General features: G+C 52.8%; 19 protein-coding genes. 3 read left to right on the top strand and 16 right to left on the bottom strand.

All coding sequences use genetic code 11. The annotated features are described in order from the left end of the window. Positions 1-188: 188 nt before the first annotated feature. The 10 genes from C1H69_RS01145 to C1H69_RS01100 all read right to left on the bottom strand — a co-directional run bounded on the left by C1H69_RS01145 (position 189) and on the right by C1H69_RS01100 (position 9,929). Complete coding sequence (locus C1H69_RS01145) at positions 189-1,760, bottom strand: transposase (RefSeq protein ID WP_102651582.1); 1,572 nt, start codon at positions 1,758-1,760, stop codon at positions 189-191. Between the two features lie 200 nt (positions 1,761-1,960). Next, a complete protein-coding gene (locus C1H69_RS01140) occupies positions 1,961-3,706 on the bottom strand; it encodes a DUF6119 family protein (RefSeq protein WP_102651581.1) in 1,746 nt (581 codons plus the stop codon). Positions 3,707-3,815: 109 nt separating this feature from the next. Beyond that, positions 3,816-4,715 carry an HNH endonuclease gene (locus tag C1H69_RS01135; protein ID WP_102651580.1) on the bottom strand — a complete coding sequence of 300 codons (900 nt, stop codon included), beginning with the start codon at positions 4,713-4,715 and terminating at the stop codon, positions 3,816-3,818. A gap of 158 nt (positions 4,716-4,873) precedes the next feature. After that, positions 4,874-5,482, bottom strand: coding sequence for a hypothetical protein (locus C1H69_RS23215; RefSeq protein ID WP_133154944.1), 609 nt, complete (start codon positions 5,480-5,482; stop codon positions 4,874-4,876). Next, entirely contained in the window at positions 5,479-6,249 is a 771-nt protein-coding gene (locus tag C1H69_RS01125) for a GTPase domain-containing protein (RefSeq protein ID WP_102651578.1), read from the bottom strand. The genes C1H69_RS23215 and C1H69_RS01125 overlap by 4 nt, the downstream gene beginning before the upstream one ends. A gap of 99 nt (positions 6,250-6,348) precedes the next feature. Then, a complete protein-coding gene (locus C1H69_RS01120; protein ID WP_133154943.1) occupies positions 6,349-6,549 on the bottom strand; it encodes a hypothetical protein in 201 nt (66 codons plus the stop codon). A 94-nt stretch (positions 6,550-6,643) separates the two neighbouring features. Further along, complete coding sequence (locus C1H69_RS01115) at positions 6,644-7,372, bottom strand: hypothetical protein (protein WP_102651576.1); 729 nt, start codon at positions 7,370-7,372, stop codon at positions 6,644-6,646. Positions 7,373-7,837: 465 nt separating this feature from the next. After that, positions 7,838-8,314 carry a GNAT family N-acetyltransferase gene (locus C1H69_RS01110; RefSeq protein WP_102651575.1) on the bottom strand — a complete coding sequence of 159 codons (477 nt, stop codon included), beginning with the start codon at positions 8,312-8,314 and terminating at the stop codon, positions 7,838-7,840. A gap of 52 nt (positions 8,315-8,366) precedes the next feature. Then, positions 8,367-8,873, bottom strand: coding sequence for a RipA family octameric membrane protein (locus C1H69_RS01105; RefSeq protein WP_102651574.1), 507 nt, complete (start codon positions 8,871-8,873; stop codon positions 8,367-8,369). A 144-nt stretch (positions 8,874-9,017) separates the two neighbouring features. Further along, positions 9,018-9,929: a phosphotransferase gene (locus tag C1H69_RS01100; protein ID WP_102651573.1), complete on the bottom strand. Its 912-nt coding sequence runs from the start codon at positions 9,927-9,929 to the stop codon at positions 9,018-9,020. A 365-nt stretch (positions 9,930-10,294) separates the two neighbouring features. Here C1H69_RS01100 and C1H69_RS23165 point away from each other — a divergent pair, with 365 nt between their 5' ends. The 3 genes from C1H69_RS23165 to C1H69_RS01085 all read left to right on the top strand — a co-directional run bounded on the left by C1H69_RS23165 (position 10,295) and on the right by C1H69_RS01085 (position 13,535). Next, the gene (locus tag C1H69_RS23165; protein ID WP_108724224.1) at positions 10,295-10,552 is read left to right on the top strand and encodes a phage integrase N-terminal SAM-like domain-containing protein; all 258 of its coding nucleotides are present in this window, start codon (positions 10,295-10,297) and stop codon (positions 10,550-10,552) included. Further along, positions 10,549-11,157, top strand: coding sequence for a tyrosine-type recombinase/integrase (locus C1H69_RS23160; protein WP_276308738.1), 609 nt, complete (start codon positions 10,549-10,551; stop codon positions 11,155-11,157). The genes C1H69_RS23165 and C1H69_RS23160 overlap by 4 nt, the downstream gene beginning before the upstream one ends. A gap of 563 nt (positions 11,158-11,720) precedes the next feature. Further along, positions 11,721-13,535 carry a PHA/PHB synthase family protein gene (locus tag C1H69_RS01085; protein WP_240609762.1) on the top strand — a complete coding sequence of 605 codons (1,815 nt, stop codon included), beginning with the start codon at positions 11,721-11,723 and terminating at the stop codon, positions 13,533-13,535. Between the two features lie 25 nt (positions 13,536-13,560). Here the strand turns inward: C1H69_RS01085 and C1H69_RS24035 are convergent, their stop codons facing one another. From C1H69_RS24035 to C1H69_RS01055, 6 genes are all read right to left on the bottom strand, one after another. Beyond that, entirely contained in the window at positions 13,561-13,866 is a 306-nt protein-coding gene (locus tag C1H69_RS24035; protein WP_240609761.1) for a hypothetical protein, read from the bottom strand. A 54-nt stretch (positions 13,867-13,920) separates the two neighbouring features. After that, positions 13,921-14,508, bottom strand: a complete 588-nt coding sequence (locus C1H69_RS01075) for a YdeI/OmpD-associated family protein (RefSeq protein ID WP_102651572.1) — start codon at positions 14,506-14,508, stop codon at positions 13,921-13,923. Positions 14,509-14,574: 66 nt separating this feature from the next. After that, positions 14,575-14,985, bottom strand: coding sequence for a fosfomycin resistance glutathione transferase (locus C1H69_RS01070; RefSeq protein ID WP_102651571.1), 411 nt, complete (start codon positions 14,983-14,985; stop codon positions 14,575-14,577). A gap of 10 nt (positions 14,986-14,995) precedes the next feature. Continuing rightward, on the bottom strand, positions 14,996-15,565 hold the full coding sequence (locus tag C1H69_RS01065; protein ID WP_102651570.1) for a sugar O-acetyltransferase: 570 nt from the start codon (positions 15,563-15,565) through the stop codon (positions 14,996-14,998). A 40-nt stretch (positions 15,566-15,605) separates the two neighbouring features. Beyond that, positions 15,606-16,316 carry an LrgB family protein gene (locus C1H69_RS01060; RefSeq protein WP_102651569.1) on the bottom strand — a complete coding sequence of 237 codons (711 nt, stop codon included), beginning with the start codon at positions 16,314-16,316 and terminating at the stop codon, positions 15,606-15,608. Continuing rightward, entirely contained in the window at positions 16,313-16,690 is a 378-nt protein-coding gene (locus tag C1H69_RS01055; protein WP_102651568.1) for a CidA/LrgA family protein, read from the bottom strand. Before C1H69_RS01055 ends, C1H69_RS01060 begins: the two co-directional genes overlap by 4 nt. Positions 16,691-16,798: the final 108 nt, after the last annotated feature.

Below are 16,798 nucleotides of genomic sequence, written 5' to 3'. Positions count from 1 at the left end.
TAACGAGGCTGTAGAAAAACTCGATTCTGAGTCCCTCCCACCGCCTGTCTTCTTATTCTGTGTGCCGCCCACCAAGCGGACAATTTCCTTGACCAAGGGACCTAACTGACCATTTCGGTTCCTTGGTGATACCAAAGGCTCTCATCACCGGCATTTGGCGGCCACCTTCAGGCCTTGTAACCCCTTTATCACGTGCCTAACCGACCATAATTGGCAAGCTTCTCAATGTTATGTATCAAGCAGTATAACTGCCACTGACCCTGTACCTTCTTCTTGCCACGAAGCCCGAATCGGTTCAAACGTTTCGTAGTGCCGATGTTGCCGAATACCGGCTCCACCACTGACATTCGGTGACTATATATCTCCTTACCTTGCTGGCTATCCACTCGGTGCTTCATCCAGTCTGTGTAGCTCGGTTGTCCGTCGCTCTTTATCGTAAAGGAGACTTGTCGGCCAGCTCCGTTGCGGTGATTTGCCGAGGCGGGGTTCTGCATGCAGCGGTGCTTCTTGGGGCAGTGCCGGCATTGCAGCAGTCGCCCCTCGAAATGTGCTCGTAGCTTGCCATTCTCGGCTTCCCGTTGCCCCCGGTAGGTCAGGGATTCCCCATTGGGGCAGATACAGCTAAGGGTGACCGGGTCGAATTGGAATTCACTGGCCGGAAAGGTGGCTTTCCATCCCTTGTCTGGCAGGTTCTGGTGCCGCTTGCCGTACTTGTCTTTCTGCTCGGCAAACCTCGGGTCCCGGCTACGGAACTGATTATCCGGCACATAGCCATTGATCTGTCGTTCGTGCAGGTACTTCATATTGGCCTCATTGGCGAAGCCCGTATCAGCAGTGACGACGGTGCCTTGCTGGTAGATGTTGTCAGCAATCCCCAGCTTCTTGAAGCGGGCCTTCACCCTCTCGAGTACCGGTTGCAGCGTGTGGTGTTCCTGTCCCTCTCCAAACGCCTGGGCATCGATGATGATTTGGTGCTTCTTGTCCACCGTGGCCACGCCGTTGTAGCCCTGGATCGTGCCCTTGCTGGTGGTCATCTTGGCGCTTTGGTTATCCGTGATGTTGCTCTTCACTTCCTTGCTCCGCTTCCCCCGGCCCATCCTTGGGCTGTGCGTCTTTAGGAAGCGGTCGACTTTGTTCATGGCAGCATCTAGCGAGAGGATCGTCTTGGCCCGACGAATATCCCGATCAAGCTCGGCTTCCGTCTCGGCTTCATCCCGCGCGTAGTGTTCCAGCAGGTGATGACGAATCAGACGTCGCAGCTTCTCCCGCTTCTCGCCCAGCTCCTTGAAGGTGCCAGACCACCCCTTCGAGGCATCCGAGGGCATCTTGCAGCCGTCAATGGCAAAGAGTTCGTTGCCCAGCAGGCCTTGCTCATGGCACACCAGCAGCACCTGCTCAAAGAGGGCTTCAATCTCCTCGGTGTGGCTGCTGACGAACTTCGCCAAGGTGGTGAAGTGGGGGACGGTATCGCAGGACAACGCCTTGAAGATGATGTTGGTTTCGCAGCACCACTGCATCTCGCGGCTGGAGGTGATTCCCTTGGAATAGGCGAACAGGATGATCTTCAGCAGGATGGCGGGGGCATAGGCCAGCCGGCCCGTATCGTGGTTGCGGTACTGGGGATGGAAAACCGACAGGTCCAGCTTGTGTTCGATCAGGTAGTGGACGGCGTGCTCGAAAGTGCCGGGCTGAAGCTGGTCCTGGTAGTTGAGCACTACCATGGCGCTCTGATCATGGTTGTAGGGCTTGAAGCGGGGCATGTTGACCACTCCTCGGCTGTTTTCCTGATCCTACCAAAACGGCGTGGGCTGCGGGCTTTTTCTACAGCCTCAACGCCCGCGGCACGCGCGGCTTTGGAATGAAGGCGGAGCCGCAATGGAAAAGCCATCGCTGTGACTGCGATTGTTATACGTGACTTTCTGTATGCAGTGAAATAAACCTACCGCCACCTTATAACCATTCATTTATCACCGTTTTTCTTTTTTGATATTGTAAAGTTAATGACCTCAACAGGGACCATACTCAGCTTTATATCGTTGTATTTCAAAACATTCCTTAGTCGCTCATAAGTCAGTTTCAAATCATATTTTGCCATCAGAGGCAAATCAGCCTTTTTTGGGGCCGGCTTTTTGTTGTCGAACAAAAGCCACATTTTAACTGAATAGTCTTTTCCAATAACCTCAGACTGATCCTCTTTCACATGCTGAAGAACAGCATCCGTATTACCGCTCCCGGAATTACTAATGTGATCTCGTATTTCTTTCAGAAAAACTTCGTCCCCTAGAAAAAATTCACAATAGAACCGTGTTTGGGAAAATAGGTAGTTTATCGCATCCGCACCACCATGCTTTTTTACATGAATAATCCATGCAGGCTCATCTCCCCTATACTCAAAAACATCACAAAACTCTTTATCTTTAGATCCTTGACCTATACGCAACTTTGCCTGATCAAATAGAATGGCGTTGCCATTCATTTCACAGTATTTTTTATTAAAGACCTCTTCTCTGTTTTGGCTTCTTTCAAGATCTGCTATGCTAATATTCTTAAATTGGTCAGAAATATCCTCTTCTTCGATGACATCATCTACAAAGCTAGTAATCAGGTTGTAGAACTCATCATCGACTTTCCTCCAAACACCGTTTGACAATACAAAATATTCTCCTTCACACTCAATCTCCGCGACCATGCAACGATATAACTCCCATTTTTTATAACCAAGAATTTGGTCTTGTTCATGGGAATACGCATAAATATACTTTTTCTTGATATCGTCTGATGTGAGAGTATTGAAACCCAGTACGTTATTGCTCTTTAGTTGAGAAACGTCTATGTGCGAGTATATTTTGTTTTCTTTTTTATTGTAGTTTGTATAGGAAAAGCTAAATTCATCGTCGGCGATAAACTCTGGAATAGATAAATGAATTCGGTCGTACTCTTCATCCTTAATCTTCTCAACAAGCCTTAAGTCAAGCTCCTCTGATTTTTCTTTTTCTATATTCTGGAGATTCGGATAATTCGGGAAAAGCTCCTTGTATTTATCGCTTCCATATTCCTTTATAAAGATCTTTCCATACTCAATAAGCTTATCCCAAGACAGCTTTTCATCACCTATTATCTTAAGGGTTAAAGTATCTTTTCCTTGCAGTGTCACTTTGCTGTTATCTGGAAGGTGTGCAGATATATATTGCAGAAACTCGGTTTCATTTAAACCAAAAGAAAATGAGTCAGACGGTTTGCTAAGTTGTCGATCAATATTCTGCGTAGTTATGGCGTGCGTGCTGCTTTTGGTTTGCCTCAACTCTTTATTACCACACATATTCATTGCGGCCTTAATGCCGAAATCATCAAGAAATTGGAACTTCCTTAGAAGGGTGCCTCCTCCTATTCCAAAAGAAGCAGCCAATATTCTGGCTTCGATATTAATCAGTAATAGTCCGCTCGGTCGCTTTGAATATGAATCAAAGTATATTTTTTGGTCATCTTCATTCAGTTTATCATTTACGAAATCTAGCCACGGAGGATTTTCTGGTTTGGCAATGGTGGCGTGTTTGCAGAAAAATCTGACCGGATACCCATCGACTTCAAAATCTCTGATTTTAAAATAGTCGCTCTCATTTGGTAGCTCGGCTTCATCTATAACATCAGCAAAAGTCTTCCCCTCCTTTGCTAGATATATTGATATCTTTCCTAGCTCGCTAGCCATGCAGACTCCCCCCTAATCCACCGTGCCATATTACCGCCTTAACGTATAACGCCGCGCTCTGCGGCAAATTTGGAGCGCAGAGGAAAATTTGTCCGACAGCAGCGCTTTGTTAGCCATAGTGACGTGCACGGTGGCAATTTGGACACAAAGCGACTGCGTTTTCTGGTGTATCTGGGCCACCATCCTTGAGCATTTGTACATGATGAACCTCAAGGTAAGGCTGACCGGTAACTTTTGAGATGAATGGCCCTTTATTTTCGCAATCAAAACAAATACCTTTCGCCTCCCGCAATACCTGCGCGACCACTTTTGGGTCTCGAACATAGGCGTAAGTTTTTACCTCTTTCTGAGTTGGGTGCTTGTTACCCTTAACCTTTTTTGAAGGTTTACCAAACTCCCCCGCTACCTTCTGTTCAAATGTATCCTCTGCCTCGAAATCAACTTCTGCTTTTTGAGCATCGCCACTGCGAAGAATGGCTTTTAATTTATCCTTTGAAGTAGCACCCTTCAGGTTATTAGATATGGATGCCAAAAACTTCTGCTCGGTGCCAGTGGGTATCTTGTAAGTTGGCCCTCTGACCCATGAACCGTCTTGCCCCAACACAATTTCGCGTGCAAATGGAATAGGATTTGGGAACAGATAAGAAAGTGACGCCGGACATCGATAATGCCACGTTAGCCCTTGCTTATGACTTGCTCCTTCTCTTTCTGTTTCTCCCTCGTATATGCATCCGGATTGAATTCCAACTATCTGGTTACCACCTTTCTTTGCGGTTTTCGCTGTTATTGTTACGAGAACAAAAGGCTCACCATTCCGCAAAGCTGCTGAGTGTCTCGGCGGTAGGTAACCCCTAATAACACCGCCTTCAGACATAAAGTTCACAGCCTCGTGGAATCCGTCCATAGGGGATGAGCTATGGATTTTTTTGTATTCTTTTTCCGAGACAAAGTTTGAATAAGGAACTCCTTCTCTTGGGTCTGGATTTAAGCGAACTACGAAAATATCCACGGACTATCCTCTGTGGCTAACGCCGCGCTCTGCGGCAAATTTGGAGCGCAGCGAAAAATTTGTCCGTCAGCAGCGCTTTGTTAGCTGCCGATTGCTTATTGTCAAAAATTCCAACTAGAGTACTGATAATCCGGGAAATCATAATTTTCCAAGACAGATCAAAACGCAATTATTAAGATAGCCAATAGAATAAAGGCAACCAAAATCCCTATCATGAAGCTATATTCTTTTTTTTTACTTGGCGTCCACTGCGGCCTCTGAGCCAACGAATCAGCATACTCACTTGCAAAGCTTCGGAGTTTTGGGTGTTTCGCCACTGCCAAAATCATGTCTTTTATATTCGAAGACGAGTCAGACTGAAGCGACCTCATCATAGCTTCAATTCGACCTTCTATCGCATTTTTTTCACCTATTGAGTCCGGCAAACTTGGTGGCACTTCTGGCGGAAATATCAACGACTCGCCCTCATCCAGTAACTGAAGAATCGTTAAAACAACAGTCCTACCGGATTTATCACCCCCTCCTCGGATTGAAAAAGAAAGAACACTTCGCTTAGAACTAAGCCGTACGTATTGTGCATATACAAAATCTTGCTCGACATTAGCCCGCAGCAATGATTCTGGGACTCCAAGTACAAAGCAATCTGGCAGCTCTCTTAGCGGAATATCCTTACAAACACTGACAGGCACGGGCAATGACATACCGTTACCCCAAGCATTTATCTCGCCAGATTGATAGAAGTCGGGAAGAAGCAATAAACACTTCATTCTGGATGCTCCTGACTGTAGATACTTGCCAGAACCCCATCGAACAGAAAATTAAATAAATCTTTGTCCACCATGCACATTGGAGAAGCACCACTTAGAGCCGAAGAGTTTCGATCAAGAATTGACTTTGCTCTGCTCTCCATCTCTGCTATGTGCCTATTGAGTTCGTTTTCGATAAATTCTCTGCGATTATCAACGAGCGATGGGATTTCCAATATTTTGTCGATTTTGTTCAATAACAGATGCACCTTACACCCCTCCTTGAACTTGCTCAGATTGGCTCCAAGCCATTTAAGGTCATCTCCAATGCGCAAGTGATATGTGTCATGGATATCTGGATCATTCAACCGTTCCATATCCACCAAATAAAAAATAAAATCTGCATCGCTACAAGCTTGAGACCAAAACCGGATTCGCTCATCAACCTCCCCACCCACATTCACTGATCGCTTGCATCTAAGCTCAATGGTTTCAAGACCTTGAATATTGCGCCTTACTGTAAACGAATCTACTTTTTCCGCCCCTCTAGTTGAGATATGCTCTTTAGGTGGATCTTTTTCGAGCAGACAATCGTAAAAACTATTCTTACCAGAGGCTGTAGCACCTATGACTGCAATCGTCTTCCCATTCCACCATTTCACAAGATCCTTGACTGCCCCAGGGGCTTGCTTTGCCTGATCTATTCCCCACTTTCCAACATTGACGAATAAGTCAAATGCCGGTTTTGCTATAGCGACTAGTATGCCTACAATTATTTTTTCTTTCATGCCTGACATATCCTTGCCTTCCATTAACACATATTAGCGCTCAGCGGGCATTACTTATATAAAATCACGTATTGCGCCTAAAGTTTGGAGCTGAAAAATTCAATCCAGGTCTTGCCAACCCGTTCCGTCGCAGTCATTACAGAAGACCTGCTGGCTTCCACCACAGGCAAGGCACTGCTCAGGGCATGGCCCGTCATACTCCACCGGACAATCTGCTTCTCCACTACCGTTACAGTTGCCACACTCTTCCTTGTCATTATCGGAGGTATAAAGTTCATCATCTATATCATCGTATTTCATGAATCATCTCCATTGGGTGTCAAGCTAACGCCGCGCACACCAGCGCGAGCTTGCGAGCGTCTGGCAGCCGAAGGCTGCGTAGTGCTGCGCTTGGTTATGTGTTTTCCCCAATTGATGCCCTGCTACCCGTAATCCATTTTTCTGGCGGCTTGGGATCTTTTTCAATGTATTGCTCAAACAAATCTAACAGCTGATCTCTATCACCAAATTCTAGGCCACTCTTCTCCGAAACTGTCCGAGCAAGATCGTGTTTGTCACTGCGCCAATCGATAAAGCAGCATTCAGCGCCACATGAAGCAACCAAAAAGTTAGGAATATGCTCAAACGCCAGCTTATCCACTACAAGTACGTTGCCAGATACACGAGACGACAATTTGTACGCCTTTGTCAAAGCCGTTCCCATCACGGGTATTGTAGTCATTAAACCAGCACCGAGCCGCAGAGTTCCACTGTCAGAGAATCTGACCGAGTCGGGGTAGCAGCCATTAATGTCAGCCATGTCACCAACGGAGACAGCGGCTTTTGTGCAAAATCCTCTGATCGCCATATGGCGCATTATCGCAGTTGCGATTGCGATACACCTGCTAGAGTCGGTTTCTTCAAAGTTTGAAACAATAACAAATCCATCACCAAACTGGTGGGCAAAAATCCGATCAGCTTCATTCAAAGCAATATCACCTGGGTATGTGCGCTGACCAATTCTTATTATTGCGTCCATCAGCTCATGTAACGCCCATATCGCCTTGCTTTTCCCGGTCTCACCGCTCTCGTAAAGAGCAGAAAATCCTTCAATATCAATCGATACTCCCCAGCGTCTATCCACAAAGGTTATCCTTTTTCTCCATCAGCGTGACCACACATAACGTTGCCAGCTGCCGCACCAAAACCGAAGCGGCAGCGTAGGTTTTGGTGTCGGACAGACTGGCCTTGTTATGTGGCGACACACTGTACTTTTTTAAGCGCAGTTGCGTAGCGCCAGCGGAGCCAATGCCCGAAAGCTGTGACCGTAAGAACTCTGCAACGTGCCCCCACAAAGTTTAGCTTAGTGACACACCGCAAAGAATGCACCACACCATTTTTAACCCCGACGCCCAACGAAGGCACCAGGAACAAAACTACCGGCATGCGGGCTACTGGTGATGCTGAATGCTGGATCTGCTACGAAGCGCGCCACCATTTTACAAGCAAAAGCCCAAAAGCAGAGCCGACATAACGCCGGCATAAACGGCGGCCTGACAAGGCCGTCCGGTGAAGGCCCTTCAGGGCCGGAACGAATTTGATGCATTTGTTAGGGTTTGCAATACCGCATGTGAACCAGCGCAACTCGATTACCAACTGGCCCAACACGTTCTTCAACGTCATAGGGCTTAAACCCAAGCTTGGGATAGAGTAATAACCCTGCAACATTAAAATTAAAGCACGAAACCGTAACCTCAGAAGCACAATATTTTTCGTAAGCTAATTCGATCATATGCTTCATTAGCATCGACGCGATACCTCGACCCCGAGCATTGGAAGCAACAATTACGTTTCCAATTGAACATCGCTCATGCATGCCCCAACAATAGAAGTTTGCAAACCCCAGCACTGCCTCACCTTCAGTAATAACATGAGAGTCACTACGTTGCGCTACCGCTGAACTGAGCTGCTCTGCCGTTAAAGGGAAGCTGGCTTTTGGAAAAAACACGTAGAGTTCTTCCACACTCTGTGGCATTGCGCAGATTTTATCAATATCACCGCTTACCAATGGTCGGATCTTGATCACGTTGGAACCCTAACGCCACGCTCACCGGTCAATTAGGAGCGCAGCGAGTAATTTATCCGTGTGCAGCGACTGGTTGGGCCATAAATAAATGTATCAAAAAAACCGAGACCCAAAATAAAAAAAACGCCAATGACAAAAGGCTCATCTGAAAACTCACGGAGGGCTTCATCATAACTTGCCAGTTAAAAAATCTTCGGAGCTTTTTATGTTCGTTATTTTCTAGACTTGTGCGAACATCTGAGCGAAGCTCTTCCCATGAAGCGGAGAATAGGCGCATTCGCTGACCACCCATCGCGTTGAGCTCCTCTTCTAGCTGTCTCGTGCGCTCTTCCCATCTGCATTGCCAGAACTTACTTCCGAGAGTAACGAAGTACCAAACCAAGCAGACTACAGCACCAACGAACGCCAGAATGCCCGCATAAGCCCGGTCATCGATGGAAAAAAATCCAACAGCAATTGCAGTATTGAGAGCCATAAAGTACCCAGAGCGCTTCCAAAATAGATCAATCTCCATATTCCTGGTTTCTAGCGCAGTCCTGTACTGGGCTTCAACATCCATACCTCACTCCTTCATTCTGCCCAACGCCGGCCATAAGCGGCCGAGTGAAACGAGGTCCGGCGCACGAAGTGCGCGAACTTAATGGCTTTGTTATGCGTCAACCTCATATTCTAAGTCCTCAACCGATTACCCAATGGTCCCCCCTTACTGAGAATGGACAAGGTCATGAACTGCTCGGGCGACGAACAACGAAGTGCGTTCTCGTCTTACACTCTCGATAGCGGGTGGCAATCCCCAGTCGTGCAGGGTAGCGAGGGCAGCGGATCCAACGTAGACTTCCCACAGTGGCAGATCAGAAACATCGATCGGGTGAGCTGCGAGGTAGCTTTTGGTGAAGCTTTGCACCGCCCTATCACCAAACTGAACGTCGAGTTCGGCTCGGCACATGGCCAAATCGGAGATCGAGGACCCGATAGCGGCATCCTCCCAGTCAATGACAGCAGCGAGTTCGCGGCCATCCCACAAAATGTTTCCTGGCCAATAATCGCCGTGAAGCAGAGACTCGTCGGCAGATCGCATTGTGTACCTGCTAACAACCTCACGGATTGAATCCCATTGACTATCGCCAGGGAGATAATCCAAGGCACCCTGTATTGGGTCTTCGCGTTGTTGCAGCAATGGTAAGTCAAGGGAACCGAGGTCAAGTCGGTGAATATGAGCTAAAAAGTTGGCTATTTGACAAAGAGCGCTTTGCAAATTTTGCTTACTGATTGTGGTCGTTCCGTCAACCATGGCCATAACGAAAAAAGGCGAAGGTAACAGTTCTCTTGACGTATCCAAAAGCAGAGGCTCAGGCACTGGTAATCCAGCCTTGTGGAGAGTCGACAGTAGTTGATACTCCGTGGTGGTTACATCACCTGGAAGGGGCTTCCAGGCAGCAGAACCGTGGCGACGCACAACGACACGTTTGTGATCAATCGGTGGGCATGAGATTTCGAGTGCATGAACCTGCGCGGAAACTCCCCCAGTAAGTTCCCAGTGGCTAAGCAAAGCGCCTTCAGAAATAACTCGCCTAGCAATAACTGAGAACGCATTGTCAAGTAAGCTATCTGTCATAGTAGAACTCCGACGAAACCATGGGAGAGGCTAAGACCACATTCGGATACTCAAGCGCATAACAGTGATTGGACTGCGCGTCCTGATATTGAATGAACATCCTGCGCGTTCAACAATACTATCTGACGCGCTTCCTTTCTTCCAACTCGTTGATTTCTCTCGTGCCTAAGTATAGCTCGGCCACCTATGCAGAATTCGCGTGCTTGTGCGTTTTGCCGGAACCAATAATACTGTACGTATATCCATGCCAAGAAGGAGCTACCAAATGGATACGCATAGCAAGCCACCGAAGCTGATGGACCGGGTGAAGGCTACCATGCGGGTGAAGCTATAGTCCACGCACCGAGAAAACCTACTGCTACTGGATTCGCTACTTCATTCGCTTCCATGGCGTGCGCCACCCTGCCAGCATGGGAGGTTCCGAAGTGCGTGCCTTCCTGGAGCACCTTGCGGTGGAACGCCAAGTGGCAGCTGCCACGCAGAACCAGGCGCTGAATGCCCTTGTTTTCCTCTATCGCCATGTCCTCGAGCAGCCCTTGGGAGAGATCGGTGAATTCTCTCGCGCCAGGCGCCCACGCCGGCTGCCAGTGGTGCTATCCCACGAGGAAGTGATGGGCGTGTGAGCCACCTATCTGGCTCCATGTACCTGATGAGTACATTGATGTACGGCTCAGGGCTGCGGCTCATCGAAACATGCCGCCTACGTGTTCGGGATATCGATTTCGAGCGTCAGGTTATTACGGTGAGAGCTGGCAAGGGCGACAAGGCCAGAACCACTTTGCTGCCTGCGACCTGTATTCCTGCCTTGCAGCATCAAATCTCCACAGCCAAACAGCAACTTGACTATCGGCTACTGCATGGCCGCGTACCGGTGACGCTACCCCACGCGCTGGATCGCAAGTACCCGAATGCGGGCATCTCCTTGGCTTGGCAGTGGCTTTTTCCTGCCACCCGGCCCTGCTGCGATATGGATGGCAAGGTGGTTCTCCACCATATCCACCCATCGGCAGTGCAAAGGGCGGTCAGGCACGCCATGCGAGCCGCATCGCTACCACGCCCCGGCTCCTGTCATACCCTGCGACACAGCTTCGCCACTCAGTTGCTGAGCCAGGGAACCGATATCCGCACCGTTCAGGAGTTGCTGGGCCACAAGAGCGTGGAAACCACTCAGATCTATACACATGTACTGGGCAAAGGCTTTGCCGGCGTGCGCAGCCCTCTGGACTAAGAGAACGCCTTGGCGTTCAGGCACGCTACCGCCAGGAGATGCCATTCATCGGCCCCCTACCCTGGCGGTTACAGGCCGCCAACATTCCTCTATCGTGATGAGCACCCACTTCGCAGCATGTGATTACATGCAGCTAACTAAATGAACCATCGGCATGTGTCGCCGCATCTTGAGGAAAAGGGTCGTACGATGCAGGTCCACATTAAGCCTCCCTCGCCTGATACCCATCCCTACGCCACATCCTGCACCTCCCGGCACCTGGGATAGGCGGAGCAGCCCCAGAACCGATTACCGGCGTTTGCGCCGCGTTTGGACGTGCGCAGCACCATGGCGCTGCCGCCCTTCAACTGGATTCTTATATCCAATCACTCTTTCAGGAATAGGGATTTACCGCGCCATGGTTGCGCCTCGGCTTGAAGACGATCGTGAACGGGAAGATTGATTCCGATCAACGGGTCATGGCTTTGTCCTGGTAAAATTCTGCAATACTTGTGCTCTACCATCCCGTATATCGCGGCCACCGTCGCCTTCGGTCGCTCCTCCTCGAACCGGAGGCCAATGTCATGTCGCAGGATACTCGAAACACGGCCGCTCCCGATATCGACCCCAGGCCCGCGTGGTGCGTGGAACTCCCCTCTACCGCGGAGCGACCGAATCCGGGGTTCTACTCCACCCATGCCCTGGACCGGGCCTTCAAGGCCAACCTGGCCAGGCTGACCGCCGGCATCACCCCGGCCGGCCTGGCCAGTGTCTATTTCGAATGGCTGGTTCACATGATGCTCTCCCCGGGCAAGCAACTGGAGCTGGGCGAGAAGTACGCCCGCAAGCTCACGCGATTCGGGCATTACCTCAATCGCCTGGCGGTGGGGTCCGGTGCCGCTGCCTGTATCGAGCCGCTGGAGCAGGACCAACGCTTCAGCGGCGAGGAGTGGCAGCGTTGGCCGTTCAACCTGATCTATCAATCCTTTCTGCTGACCCAGCAGTGGTGGCACAACGCCACCAGCGAGATCGACGGCCTTTCGCCGGAGAGCGAACGGGTGGTGAACTTCATTACACGCCAGGTACTCGACCGGTACTCGCCTTCCAACTCCCCGTGGCTGAATCCTGAAGTGGTTGGCACCACCCTCGCGACCGGTGGGCAGAATCTGGTGGTCGGTTGGCAGCACTTCATCGAGGACTGGGAGCGGGCCGTGTCCGGCAAGCCGCCGGTCGGCGCCGAGGCGTTCCGCGTAGGCAAGAACCTGGCGATCACTCCCGGCCAGGTGGTCTACCGGAACCACCTGATCGAGCTGATCCAGTACGCACCAACGACGAAGCAGGTTTACGCGGAACCGGTGCTGATCGTGCCCGCCTGGATCATGAAGTACTACATTCTCGACCTCACGCCCGCCCAGTCATTGGTCAAATACTTGGTGGATCAAGGCCATACCGTCTTCATGATCTCCTGGCGCAACCCGGGCTCGGAGGATCATGACCTGGGCATGGAGGATTATCGTCGGCTGGGGCCGATGGCGGCGCTGGATGCAGTCTGTGCCATCACTGGCAGCCACAGGGTGCACGGCGTGGGTTACTGTCTGGGTGGAACGCTGCTCTCCATCGCGGCGGCCGCCATGGCGCGGGATGGCGACGAAAGGCTGGCTTCCCTGACCACCCTGGCCACTCAGGTGGACTTCACCGAAGCCGGCGAACTGATGCTGTTCATCGGCGAGAGCCAGGTCTCGTATCTGGAAAACATGATGTGGGATCAGGGCTATCTCGACGGCTACCAGATGGCCGGCGCTTTCCAGATCCTGCGCTCCAACGACCTCATCTGGTCGCGCATCGTGCACGACTACCTCCTGGGCGGCCGCCAGCCGATGAATGCTCTCATGGCCTGGAATGCGGACCTGACTCGCATGCCTTACCGCATGCATTCCCAGTATCTGCGCCAGCTGTTCCTCAACAACGATCTGGCCAATGGGCACTATCGGGTGGATGGCCGACCGGTCGTGATTCAGGACATTCGGGCTCCGCTGTTCGTCGTCAGTACCATCACCGATCACGTGGCTCCCTGGAAGTCCGTCTACAAGATCCATCTGCTGGCGGATACCGACGAGGTAACCTTCGTGCTGACCAGCGGTGGTCACAACGCGGGTATCGTCAGCGAGCCGGGGCATCCGGGCCGCCGCTTTCGGATGACTGCGCCACAGCATGGCAAGGCGTACCTGGATCCGGAAACCTGGCAGCACATCACGCCCGAGCAGAACGGCTCCTGGTGGCCGGCCTGGCATCAGTGGCTGGCGGCCCACTCCACCGAGCAGGTGGCACCGCCCGGTATGGGCAGCAAACAGTACCCTCCCCTGACCGACGCGCCGGGAAGCTATGTGTTGGCGCCATGAGAGAAGGGCAGAGATGCCCGCCAGATCACCACCGCACGGCCCAGGAACATGCCGCCGAGCAGGCCATACACGAGACTGACAGATGAAGCAGCACGGCGAAACCGATGCCAACTGCCCAAAGGGCCAGGTTGATCGGATGGGCACGCTTGGTTATGAATTCCTGACCCGCCTCGACCACTTCTGAAAGGCGCTCACCGGGAACGAACAAGTCGATGTCGTTTAGATCGCGTTCGGAGCCGTACTCCTTTGCTGCCAGACCGCCACAGATCAGAAAAGGGATGTTTCTGTACTTCAGCAAACCTGCGATCCACTTGGTGGCTTCCTGATGCACGCCTCCTCCCACCTTAAAACCCAGTCAGCACTCACTAACCCATCACGCCCGGTTTCAGCGACCGTTCAGCCCCTTTCCGGCCAGAATATCAGGTATGCTCTTTTCGATTCGTGACGCTCGCGTGCTGGATTGCTTGGGGCCGGAAAAATGAATTATGTAGCCTCTTTGCCGGCCGGGGGTGAGCGCTTCGAAGGCAGCTTTCAGGGCAGCGTTTCCATCCAGCGCGGTCTGAAGTTCTTCCGGGTACGTCAGCTCATGCTTCTCGCTGAAGTCCACCTTGGCGCCTGCTTTCTCCAGCTCGATGGCCTCGAGGAGATAGGCTTCCAGTACGGCGGCCTGCGCTTCGATCTCGCTCAGCTGTGTGAAGCGGGCCTGGCGCATCGCCTGGGAGTGCTCGCCGGGGGCAACGAGAATTCCTTCGGAATCCTTCAGCAGGCTGCCCTTGAAAAAGCCGAGTGCACAATAATCTTTCATGCCGAAGATAATGGCTACGTTTCCGTTCTGCGCCGAGTAGCAAAGCTTGCCCCACTTCACGCTCTCGGTCAGTTGGCACGAGAGCGCTATCGCTCGCAGCCTCTTGCGCTCGTCATGCCATTGCGGCTGGCTCAGCAAGGCTTCCACTTTCGGATTGGTATCGTTCATTGTCCTTGTTCTCGTTATTGGGGATGAAACCCGCCCAGTCAGTACTTACTCACGCCTAGGGGCCCGCTATACGAACCACTCCAACCTTTCATAGGGGTTTTCTCGCAGTGCCGCCAGTCGGCTTTGCAGGTCACCGGAGTGAATCTCGAGCTTGTGGCCGTCCGGGTCGAGAAAGTAGAGGGAGTCGCCTTCGCTGCGGTTCTCCTTCCAGATCGCCACGCCCTGCTCGCGCATGGCATCGGTACAGCGGGCGAAGGCCTCTCTGCCAACGCTGAAAGCGACGTGAGTATATTCAGGCAGCGGGCCGGTGCGCGTCTCGTCGTCGAGCGACAGGCAGATCCAGTCATCACCAGCCTGAAGATAGGCGCCCCGAGCCCATTTCACCACCGGCTTGAGCTCCACCACCCGCGTGTAGAAATCGAAGGAGCGTTCGATATCGCTAACTGCAAGTGTCAGGTGGTTGATGTCGGTGATCATGTCTCGCTCCTCAGCCAGGGGTTTCTTCCTTGAGCGGGCGTATCACCCGACAGGGATTGCCGGCGGCGAATACATCCTCGGGGATGTCCTTGGTCACCACGCTGCCGGCACCGATGACCGTGCGGGAGCCGATGGTGACGCCGGGGCACAGAATCGCGCCGCCGCCGATCCACACGTCGTCGCCAATGGTGATCGGCTTGGCGGCTTCCAGGCCGCTGCGGCGCTCATCGGCATCGAGCGGGTGGGTGGCGGTATAGATCTGCACACCCGGGCCGAACATGGTGTGGTTGCCGATGGTGACTTCCGCCACGTCGAGGATCACGCAGTTGAAATTGAAGAAGACCTTCTCGCCCAGGGTGATGCTGCCGCCGTAGTCGCAGTGGAAAGGCGGCTCGATGAAGCTGCCCTTGCCCATGGCGCCGAACAGCTCACTCAACAGCCGCTTGCGCTCCTTTCCCTGTGCGTCGCTGGTGTCGTTGAAGGCCTTGGTCAACAGACGGGCGCGGTGACGCTCGCTCAGGAGCTGGGCGTCCCGCGGATCGTAGAGCTCACCGGCCAGCATCTTCTGTTTTTCGCTCATGCGTTCTCCTTGCCAAGGTCGGGATGACTGCTATAGCCACTCAGCCAACGAACAGTCGCCATGCCAGCGGCAGGAAAAGCGCGCTGAACACGCCGACCAGGCTCATGCCGAGGGAGGCGAAGGCGCCGGCCTTGGGGCCGAGTTCGAAGGCGCGCACGATGCCGATGGCGTGGCCGTTCACACCCAGGGCGAAGCCGAGAATGCGCTGGTCGGTGATGTTGAGCAGACGCGCCAGCAGCGAGACGGATATGGTGGTGAGCACGCCGGTGATCAGCAGGCCGCCCAGCATCAGCGAGAGCGAGCCGCCGATCTGCTCCTGAATACCCATGGCCAGCGGTGCGGTGACCGACTTGGGCGCCAGCGAGGCCAGCACCGCAGGCGGGGCGCCCAGCAGCCAGGCGATGAGCACGGCGTAGAAGGCCGCCAGCACGGCGGCGAGCGGCAGGCTGCAGATAATCGGCTTCCACAGGGCGAAGATGTGCTGACGCTGCTGATAGAGCGGTACCGCCAGCGCCACGGTGGCCGGGCCCAGCAGCAGGGTTAGCCAGGCGACGTTGCGCTGGTAGTCGGCGAAGTCGTAGCGCAGCAGCCACAGGCCGGCTGCCGTGAACACGGCGCCGATCAGCACCGCCGGACACCAGCTCGGCCGGCCCATGCGCTCGAACAGGGTCACGCCGCCGAGGTAGGCGGCAAGGGTCAGCGCCACGGCGAGTGCGGGTGTATCGAGCAGCGAGTCGTATAGCGCGTTCAAGACAGGCGCTCCCGTTCGTCGCCGCCATCGGCTTCCTTGGGCATGAAACGCAGCATCAGCCACAGCGAGGTGAGCACGCTGAGAAAGGTGCCCACCCCCAGTGCGACCATTACCGCCGTCCAGTGGCCGGCGAACTCATCGATAACAAAGAACACCCCCACCACGCCGGGCATGATCAGCATGGCGAGCAGGGGAATCAGCGCCTGGCTCGCGGTGGCCACGCTTTCATTCAGGCGCCGCTTGACCAACAGCCATGCCAACAGCAGCAAAAGCCCCGCCATGGCATGGGAAACCGGCAGGGCAAGCAGCTCGACGACGGCATGGCCGAGCAGTTGAAAACCGAGTAGCCACAGGAAACCGCGCAACAGCTTCATGCCATCTCCATAGCGGGTACAAGAGAGCGCCCCGAGCGAATGAACGATTAGAGCTCATCCGCTCGAAGCCCGCGATAAAGATTAGCATGCTTACACTACAGCAGACTC

It is taken from the genome of Billgrantia endophytica, from assembly GCF_002879615.1.
GTDB lineage: Bacteria > Pseudomonadota > Gammaproteobacteria > Pseudomonadales > Halomonadaceae > Halomonas > Halomonas endophytica.
The sequence above is the reverse complement of the archived record's forward strand: the minus strand, read 5'-3'. Positions and strand labels throughout refer to the sequence as shown.

What these genes read in the sequence shown, in the direction of transcription:
- C1H69_RS01070 (WP_102651571.1), bottom strand. Translation starts at nt 14,985, where the DNA reads ATGATCACCGACATCAACCACCTGACACTTGCAGTTAGCGATATCGAA.
- C1H69_RS01065 (WP_102651570.1), bottom strand. Translation starts at nt 15,565, where the DNA reads ATGAGCGAAAAACAGAAGATGCTGGCCGGTGAGCTCTACGATCCGCGG.
- C1H69_RS01055 (WP_102651568.1), bottom strand. Translation starts at nt 16,690, where the DNA reads ATGAAGCTGTTGCGCGGTTTCCTGTGGCTACTCGGTTTTCAACTGCTC.
- C1H69_RS01125 (WP_102651578.1), bottom strand. Translation starts at nt 6,249, where the DNA reads ATGAAAGAAAAAATAATTGTAGGCATACTAGTCGCTATAGCAAAACCG.
- C1H69_RS01140 (WP_102651581.1), bottom strand. Translation starts at nt 3,706, where the DNA reads ATGGCTAGCGAGCTAGGAAAGATATCAATATATCTAGCAAAGGAGGGG.
- C1H69_RS01085 (WP_240609762.1), top strand. Translation starts at nt 11,721, where the DNA reads ATGTCGCAGGATACTCGAAACACGGCCGCTCCCGATATCGACCCCAGG.
- C1H69_RS01075 (WP_102651572.1), bottom strand. Translation starts at nt 14,508, where the DNA reads ATGAACGATACCAATCCGAAAGTGGAAGCCTTGCTGAGCCAGCCGCAA.
- C1H69_RS01100 (WP_102651573.1), bottom strand. Translation starts at nt 9,929, where the DNA reads ATGACAGATAGCTTACTTGACAATGCGTTCTCAGTTATTGCTAGGCGA.
- C1H69_RS01145 (WP_102651582.1), bottom strand. Translation starts at nt 1,760, where the DNA reads ATGCCCCGCTTCAAGCCCTACAACCATGATCAGAGCGCCATGGTAGTG.
- C1H69_RS01105 (WP_102651574.1), bottom strand. Translation starts at nt 8,873, where the DNA reads ATGGATGTTGAAGCCCAGTACAGGACTGCGCTAGAAACCAGGAATATG.
- C1H69_RS01120 (WP_133154943.1), bottom strand. Translation starts at nt 6,549, where the DNA reads ATGAAATACGATGATATAGATGATGAACTTTATACCTCCGATAATGAC.
- C1H69_RS23215 (WP_133154944.1), bottom strand. Translation starts at nt 5,482, where the DNA reads ATGAAGTGTTTATTGCTTCTTCCCGACTTCTATCAATCTGGCGAGATA.